At 74.0% G+C, this 1,903-nt stretch carries 1 protein-coding gene; it reads left to right on the top strand.

The features are described from left to right. Positions 1-111: 111 nt before the first annotated feature. The coding region (locus BZL64_RS32630) for a glycosyltransferase family 39 protein (RefSeq protein WP_425276091.1) at positions 112-1,903 on the top strand (1,792 nt) is incomplete at its 3' end.

Raw genomic sequence — 1,903 nt, 5'->3', positions numbered from 1 at the left:
TGGACACCCTCGTGGACGCCGGCATGGACCCAGCGGTAAGCAGCAGGGCGCCGGCCGCCGGAAGCGCCCTCCCACCCACTCACAGACCAGACCCAGGCTGACCACAGCGTGGTGACCTCTGCCACCGATCCCCTCCCCCACCCGACCGCGTCCACGGACCGGCCGCGGCCCCCGGCGACACCGACACCGGCTCCGACACCGGCTCCGGCTCCGGCTCCGATGGAGACCCCCGGGTCCGCCCCGCCGTCGACCCCGACGGCACCCCCGCCGGACAAGGCGCCCCGCTGGTCGCTCCCCGCGCTGCTCGCGATCCTCGTCCTGGCGGCGGTGCTCTACGGCTGGAATCTCTCCGGCTCCGGGCTCAACAGCTTCTACAGTGCCGCCGTACTGAGCGGCACCGAGAGCTGGAAGGCGTGGTTCTTCGGCTCGTTGGACGCGGGGAACTTCCTGACCGTCGACAAGCCGCCGTTCGCCCTGATGGTGATGGGCCTGTCCTGCCGCGTGTTCGGCTTCGGGACCTGGCAGATGATGCTGCCGCTGATCCTGACCGCCCTCGGCACGATCTGGATCCTGCACTCCAGCGTGAAGCGCGTGTGGGGCCACGGCGCTGCGGCGGTCGCCGCGCTGGTCCTCGCGCTGACCCCGATCACCGTGGCCATCAACCGCGACAACAACCCCGACACCCTGCTGGTGTTCCTGATGGTGGGCGGCGCGGCGCTGGCCCTGCGGGCCGTGCACAACGGCAGGCTGCTGCCGCTGCTCGGCTCGGCCGCCTGTTTCGGCCTCGCCTTCAACACCAAGATGCTCCAGGGCTACATCGCGCTGCCCGCCGTCTTCGCGGTCTACCTGTACGCGGCGAAGCCCAAGCTGGTGAAGCGGCTCGTCAACCTGGCCGCCGCGGCCGTGGTCCTCGCGGTCTCCAGCTTCTGGTGGGCAGCGGCCGTCTCCCTGGTCCCGGCCGACGAGCGGCCGTACATCGGCGGTTCGACCGACGGCACCGCCTGGAACCTGATCATGGGCTATAACGGCCTCGGCCGGGTCCTCGGCGGCGAGGGCAACGGCGGCGGGGGCGGAGGCGGAGGCGGCGGTTTCTCCGGGACGGCCGGCATCGGCCGGATGTTCAACGACACCCTCGGCGGCCAGATCTCCTGGCTGATCCCCTTCGCGGCCGTCGCGCTCGTCGGCGGCCTCGTCCTGTGCGGGCGCGCCCCGCGTACGGACCTCACCCGCGCCGCGCTCGTGATGTGGGGCGGCTGGACCGCCCTGCACTATCTGACCTTCGCCATGGCCGAGGGCACCATGCACCCGTACTACACGACCGCCCTCGCCCCGGGCATCGCGGCACTGTGCGGGGGCGGCGGCCTGATGCTGCTGCGCGCCTTCCGCGCCGACCGGCGGTGGGTGTGGGTGCTGCCCCTCGCCCTCGCGGTCACGGCCGGCTGGGCGATCGTGCTGCTGCGCCGGGCCTCCGGCTGGAACACCTGGCTGTGGCCGGCCGTCGGCGTCGTCATGGCGCTGGCGATCATCGGGCTGTTCGTCTTCCGCTCGGGCAACCGCGCCCGCCTGCTGGCGGCTTCGGTGGCCGCGGCGGTCGTCGCCTCGGTGGCCGGTCCGGCGGCGTACGCCTGGTCGGTACCGTCCGGATCGGCCGCCGGCGCGATGAGCGGTACGAACCCGACGGCCGGGCCCACGACCGGAAGCGGCGGCTTCGGCGGCGGTGCCGGGGGCGGCGGCCGAGGCGGTTTCCCGGGCACGGGCGGCGAACAGGCCGGCCAGGCAGAGACGCAGGCCGGCGGACGGCCGGGCGGTACGCCTCCCGGCGGCACCGCGGGTGACGCTACGGCGCCGGGTGGCACCGCGCCCGAAAGCGGTACGGCTCCGGGTGGCGCCGGCACGGGCGGCG

Origin of the sequence: Streptomyces bobili (genome assembly GCF_002154575.1) — a bacterium.
In the GTDB taxonomy this organism is placed as follows: domain Bacteria; phylum Actinomycetota; class Actinomycetes; order Streptomycetales; family Streptomycetaceae; genus Streptomyces; species Streptomyces bobili.
The sequence above is the reverse complement of the archived record's forward strand: the minus strand, read 5'-3'. Positions and strand labels throughout refer to the sequence as shown.